Origin of the sequence: Lautropia dentalis (genome assembly GCF_003892345.1) — a bacterium.
Taxonomy (GTDB): domain Bacteria; phylum Pseudomonadota; class Gammaproteobacteria; order Burkholderiales; family Burkholderiaceae_E; genus Lautropia; species Lautropia dentalis.
Genome location: NZ_RRUE01000002.1, coordinates 1220511 through 1226418, shown reverse-complemented (window position 1 = coordinate 1226418; position 5908 = coordinate 1220511). Strand labels below are relative to the sequence as shown.

General features: G+C 53.9%; 1 protein-coding gene, 2 tRNA genes and 3 rRNA genes. 1 reads left to right on the top strand and 5 read right to left on the bottom strand.

The features are described 5' to 3' along the window. Positions 1-66: 66 nt before the first annotated feature. The 5 genes from EHV23_RS12930 to EHV23_RS12910 all read right to left on the bottom strand — a co-directional run bounded on the left by EHV23_RS12930 (position 67) and on the right by EHV23_RS12910 (position 5389). A tRNA-Ala gene (locus EHV23_RS12930) sits at positions 67-142 on the bottom strand. Positions 143-186: 44 nt separating this feature from the next. Further along, positions 187-263, bottom strand: a tRNA-Ile gene (locus tag EHV23_RS12925). Between the two features lie 100 nt (positions 264-363). Further along, positions 364-1894, bottom strand: a 16S ribosomal RNA gene (locus EHV23_RS12920). 318 nt (positions 1895-2212) lie between these two features. After that, a 5S ribosomal RNA gene (rrf, locus tag EHV23_RS12915) occupies positions 2213-2326 on the bottom strand. Between the two features lie 185 nt (positions 2327-2511). Beyond that, positions 2512-5389 (bottom strand): 23S ribosomal RNA (locus EHV23_RS12910). 180 nt (positions 5390-5569) lie between these two features. Here EHV23_RS12910 and EHV23_RS12905 point away from each other — a divergent pair. After that, on the top strand, positions 5570-5821 hold a 252-nt coding region (locus EHV23_RS12905), incomplete at its 5' end, for a hypothetical protein (RefSeq protein WP_203229001.1). Positions 5822-5908 lie beyond the last annotated feature (87 nt).

Sequence of the window (5908 nt, the reverse complement as noted above, 5' to 3'; positions counted from 1 at the left end):
TCCCTCTCGGAGAACCAGCAGACAGCACTTCCATTTGTTTGGTCATCCTCAGGCGTGGATCTGAAGTGGTGGAGGTGAACGGGATCGAACCGATGACCCCCTGCTTGCAAAGCAGGTGCTCTCCCAGCTGAGCTACACCCCCTTTCCCGCACATCGCCCGTTCCAGTGAACGGCGTGGCATGGAAATGGTGGGTCTAGATGGACTCGAACCATCGACCCCCGCCTTATCAAGACGGTGCTCTAACCAGCTGAGCTACAGACCCGCAAACCTCATGTTTGTTGCTTCAGATCCAGCGTGCTGAATCTTGCTCCGACAACCAGCAACCGATAAGTGTGAGCATTTGTTCGAGGTGTTTTCTCTTGAAAGGAGGTGATCCAGCCGCACCTTCCGGTACGGCTACCTTGTTACGACTTCACCCCAGTCATGAGCCCTACCGTGGTAAGCGCCCCCCTTGCGGTTAAGCTACCTACTTCTGGTAAAACCCACTCCCATGGTGTGACGGGCGGTGTGTACAAGACCCGGGAACGTATTCACCGCGGCATGCTGATCCGCGATTACTAGCGATTCCGACTTCATGCAGTCGAGTTGCAGACTGCAATCCGGACTACGATCGGTTTTGTGGGATTGGCTCCACCTCGCGGCTTGGCAACCCTCTGTACCGACCATTGTATGACGTGTGAAGCCCTACACATAAGGGCCATGAGGACTTGACGTCATCCCCACCTTCCTCCGGTTTGTCACCGGCAGTCTCATTAGAGTGCCCTTGCGTAGCAACTAATGATAAGGGTTGCGCTCGTTGCGGGACTTAACCCAACATCTCACGACACGAGCTGACGACAGCCATGCAGCACCTGTGTTCCGGTTCCCTTTCGGGCACCCTCGAATCTCTCCAAGGTTCCGGACATGTCAAGCGTAGGTAAGGTTTTTCGCGTTGCATCGAATTAATCCACATCATCCACCGCTTGTGCGGGTCCCCGTCAATTCCTTTGAGTTTTAATCTTGCGACCGTACTCCCCAGGCGGTCTACTTCACGCGTTAGCTGCGTTACCAAGGAAATTAATCCCCGACAACTAGTAGACATCGTTTAGGGCGTGGACTACCAGGGTATCTAATCCTGTTTGCTCCCCACGCTTTCGTGCATGAGCGTCAGTGTTATCCCAGGAGGCTGCCTTCGCCATCGGTGTTCTTCCGCATATCTACGCATTTCACTGCTACATGCGGAGTTCCACCTCCCTCTGACACACTCTAGCCTTGCAGTCACCAATGCAGTTCCCAGGTTAAGCCCGGGGATTTCACATCGGTCTTGCAAAACCGCCTGCGCACTCTTTACGCCCAGTAATTCCGATTAACGCTCGCACCCTACGTATTACCGCGGCTGCTGGCACGTAGTTAGCCGGTGCTTATTCTGCGGGTACCGTCATCGAACCGTGGTATTGGCACAGTCCTTTTCGTTCCCGCCAAAAGTGCTTTACAACCCGAAGGCCTTCATCACACACGCGGCATTGCTGGATCAGGCTTGCGCCCATTGTCCAAAATTCCCCACTGCTGCCTCCCGTAGGAGTCTGGGCCGTGTCTCAGTCCCAGTGTGGCTGGTCGTCCTCTCAGACCAGCTACAGATCGTCGCCTTGGTAGGCCTTTACCCCACCAACTAGCTAATCTGCCATCGGCCGCTCCAATAGCGCGAGGCCCTAAAGTCCCCCGCTTTCACCCTCAGGTCGTATGCGGTATTAATCCGGCTTTCGCCGAGCTATCCCCCACTACTGGGCACGTTCCGATGTATTACTCACCCGTTCGCCACTCGCCGCCAGGCCGAAGCCCGCGCTGCCGTTCGACTTGCATGTGTAAAGCATGCCGCCAGCGTTCAATCTGAGCCAGGATCAAACTCTTCAGTTCAATCTTTGCAAGCTCTCATCAAAACTGACTTGGTAAATCATGTTTTGCGTGAGCATCAAGGGTATTTCTGTCGCCCTCTGCCGGCACAACACCCAGGGCGTCGCACCAGGCTTCGAGCCACCTTCTCCCAAATGCCCACACTTATCGGCTGCTGATTTTTAAAGAACAAGCGTTTCCAACGAATTGTGCATTCTAGCACAACATCGAAACCCTTTGCAAGGCCTGCCGGCCAGACCTGCTGGCCTGAGGCTGCGTCCCTGCCCCGGGTCTTCGACAAAAAAACCCGTACGCCGTACGGGTTTTTTCTGAAGGGGGGGTGTCTGACGATGTCCTACTTTCACGGGCGAGAAGCCCACTATCATCGGCGCAAAAGCGTTTCACGTTCCTGTTCGGGATGGGAAGGGGTGGTTCCACTTCACTATGGTCGTCAGACAAAGCTTGCTGGCATGCTGCCTGGCCCTGTGGCCGGGCAACCTGCCCTTGTCTGGTAACGGTCGACGATTGTATCGAACTTCCCTGCGGAAGTCGATGCTGATGTGACTGCCCCGGGCACGTCTCGTGCGTTCCGAGGTGAACTGATGGGCGGCTCAGGCATGCCTGAACACACGCAAAACTATAGGGTCAAGCCTCACGGGCAATTAGTACCGGTTAGCTTCACGCATTACTGCGCTTCCACACCCGGCCTATCAACGTCCTGGTCTTGAACGACCCTTCAGGGGGATCGCGTCCCCAGGGAGATCTCATCTTCAGGCGAGTTTCCCGCTTAGATGCTTTCAGCGGTTATCTCTTCCACACTTAGCTACCCTGCGATGCCACTGGCGTGACAACAGGTACACCAGAGGTGTGTCCACTCCGGTCCTCTCGTACTAGGAGCAGCCCCCGTCAAATCTCCAACGCCCACAGCAGATAGGGACCAAACTGTCTCACGACGTTTTAAACCCAGCTCACGTACCTCTTTAAATGGCGAACAGCCATACCCTTGGGACCGGCTACAGCCCCAGGATGAGATGAGCCGACATCGAGGTGCCAAACACCGCCGTCGATATGAACTCTTGGGCGGTATCAGCCTGTTATCCCCAGAGTACCTTTTATCCGTTGAGCGATGGCCCTTCCATACAGAACCACCGGATCACTATGTCCTGCTTTCGCACCTGCTCGACTTGTCAGTCTCGCAGTCAAGCACGCTTTTGCCATTGCACTTTAGGCACGATGTCCGACCGTACCAAGCGTACCTTCGAACTCCTCCGTTACTCTTTAGGAGGAGACCGCCCCAGTCAAACTGCCCACCATGCACTGTCTCCAGCCCGGATCACGGGCCAAGGTTAGAACCGCGAACAAACCAGGGTGGTATTTCAAGGATGGCTCCATCAAGACTGGCGTCCTGACTTCAAAGCCTCCCACCTATCCTACACAAGTCGGTTCGCAATCCAATGCAAAGCTACAGTAAAGGTTCATGGGGTCTTTCCGTCTAGCTGCGGGGAGATTGCATCATCACAAACATTTCAACTTCGCTGAGTCTCGGGAGGAGACAGTGTGGCCATCGTTACGCCATTCGTGCAGGTCGGAACTTACCCGACAAGGAATTTCGCTACCTTAGGACCGTTATAGTTACGGCCGCCGTTTACCGGGGCTTCGATCAAGAGCTTGCACCCCATCACTTAACCTTCCGGCACCGGGCAGGCGTCACACCCTATACGTCCACTTTCGTGTTTGCAGAGTGCTGTGTTTTTAATAAACAGTCGCAGCCACCTATTTTTTGCAACCCCTTGGCCCTCGTGTTGTTCACACTCAAGCTACCAGGGCACACCTTCTTCCGAAGTTACGGTGTCAATTTGCCGAGTTCCTTCTCCCGAGTTCTCTCAAGCGCCTGAGAATACTCATCTCGCGCACCAGTGTTGGTTTGCGGTACGGTCGATTTCCAGCTGAAGCTTAGAGGCTTTTCTTGGAACCACTTCCAGTTGCTTCGCGAGCAAGCTCACTCGTCCCAACCCCTCGGCATGCGCCTGGCGGATTTGCCTGCCAGACACCTACAGGTCAGGAACCGGGACATCCAACACCCGGACAACCTTCCACGATCCGTCCCCCCATCGCACTGGAATCGGTGCTGGAATATTAACCAGCTTCCCATCAGCTATGGCTTTCGCCCTCACCTTAGGGGCCGACTCACCCTACGCCGATGAACGTTGCGTAGGAAACCTTGCGCTTACGGCGAGCGGGCTTTTCACCCGCTTTAACGCTACTCATGTCAGCATTCGCACTTCTGATACCTCCAGCATCCCTTGCGAGACACCTTCACAGGCTTACAGAACGCTCCCCTACCCCGTACTCAAAGAGTACAGCCCAAGCTTCGGTGCATGGCTTAGCCCCGTTACATCTTCCGCGCAGGACGACTCGATCAGTGAGCTATTACGCTTTCTTTAAATGATGGCTGCTTCTAAGCCAACATCCTGACTGTTTTAGCCTTCCCACTTCGTTTCCCACTTAGCCACACTTTGGGACCTTAGCTGTAGGTCTGGGTTGTTTCCCTCTTGCCGCCGGACGTTAGCACCCGGCGACTGTCTGCCATGCTCATACTTCCAGGTATTCGGAGTTTGCTATGGCGTGGTAAGCCGCGATGGCCCCCACAACCATTACAGTGCTCTACCCCCTGGAGCAATACATGACGCACTACCTAAATAGTTTTCGGGGAGAACCAGCTATTTCCAGGTTTGATTAGCCTTTCACCCCTATCCACAGTTCATCCGCTAATTTTGCAACATTAGTCGGTTCGGACCTCCAGCTGGTGTTACCCAACCTTCATCCTGACCATGGATAGATCACCTGGTTTCGGGTCTACGCCCAGCGACTATGGCGCCCTGTTCGGACTCGGTTTCCCTGCGCCTCCCCTATCTGGTTAAGCTTGCCACTGAACGTAAGTCGCTGACCCATTATACAAAAGGTACGCCGTCACCCCTTGCGAGGCTCCGACTGTTTGTATGCATGCGGTTTCAGGATCTATTTCACTCCCCTCCCGGGGTTCTTTTCGCCTTTCCTTCACAGTACTTGTTCACTATCGGTCGATTACGAGTATTTAGCCTTGGAGGATGGTCCCCCCATCTTCAGACAGGATTACACGTGTCCCGCCCTACTTGTCGTGCGCTCAGTACCACCGATCCGTTTTCGCGCAAGGGGCTATCACCCGCTATGGCCGGCCTTTCCATGCCGTTTCGCTAACGCATCGACTATCACGCACAGGCTGCTCCGATTTCGCTCGCCACTACTTTCGGAATCTCGGTTGATTTCTTTTCCTGTGGCTACTTAGATGTTTCAGTTCGCCACGTTCGCCTCGATGACCTATGTATTCAGCCATCGATACCCTTGCGGGTGGGTTTCCCCATTCGGACATCTGCGGATCAAAGCTTGTTTGCCAGCTCCCCGCAGCTTTTCGCAGGCTACAACGTCCTTCATCGCCTGTAATCGCCAAGGCATCCACCACATGCACTTATTCACTTGACCCTATAGGTTTGCGGACTGAGAACCCTCTCGGGCCCAATCCAGGATCAAGCATGCCGCGTTTCGCCGCCTCTCAGTTCTCTCTTTCAGAACTCTCTTGTTTGAGACTTTTCGACGCAATCACATCGTTGTCCCTTTCCGGAACAACTTTGTCGACTACTACCAGATTGTTAAAGAACAAGNCTCTCTTTCAGAACTCTCTTGTTTGAGACTTTTCGACGCAATCACATCGTTGTCCCTTTCCGGAACAACTTTGTCGACTACTACCAGATTGTTAAAGAACAGATGACTGTCACTCCGGCGCACCGGGTGACGGATCAGACTGACATGGCCGAAAAAATATCGGCCATATCTGACAATCTGGCCATGAAAAACACTCACTTCAGAAACCAGGAGATTTCTGAAATCAGTGAAGACAGGAAGCAGATTGCCTGAATTCTGTTGCCCAGGCACATTGAAACACCCGGCGCGATGATGTTGTGAATCAACGGTGAAGATGATAACACAACCGCAACCAGCAAC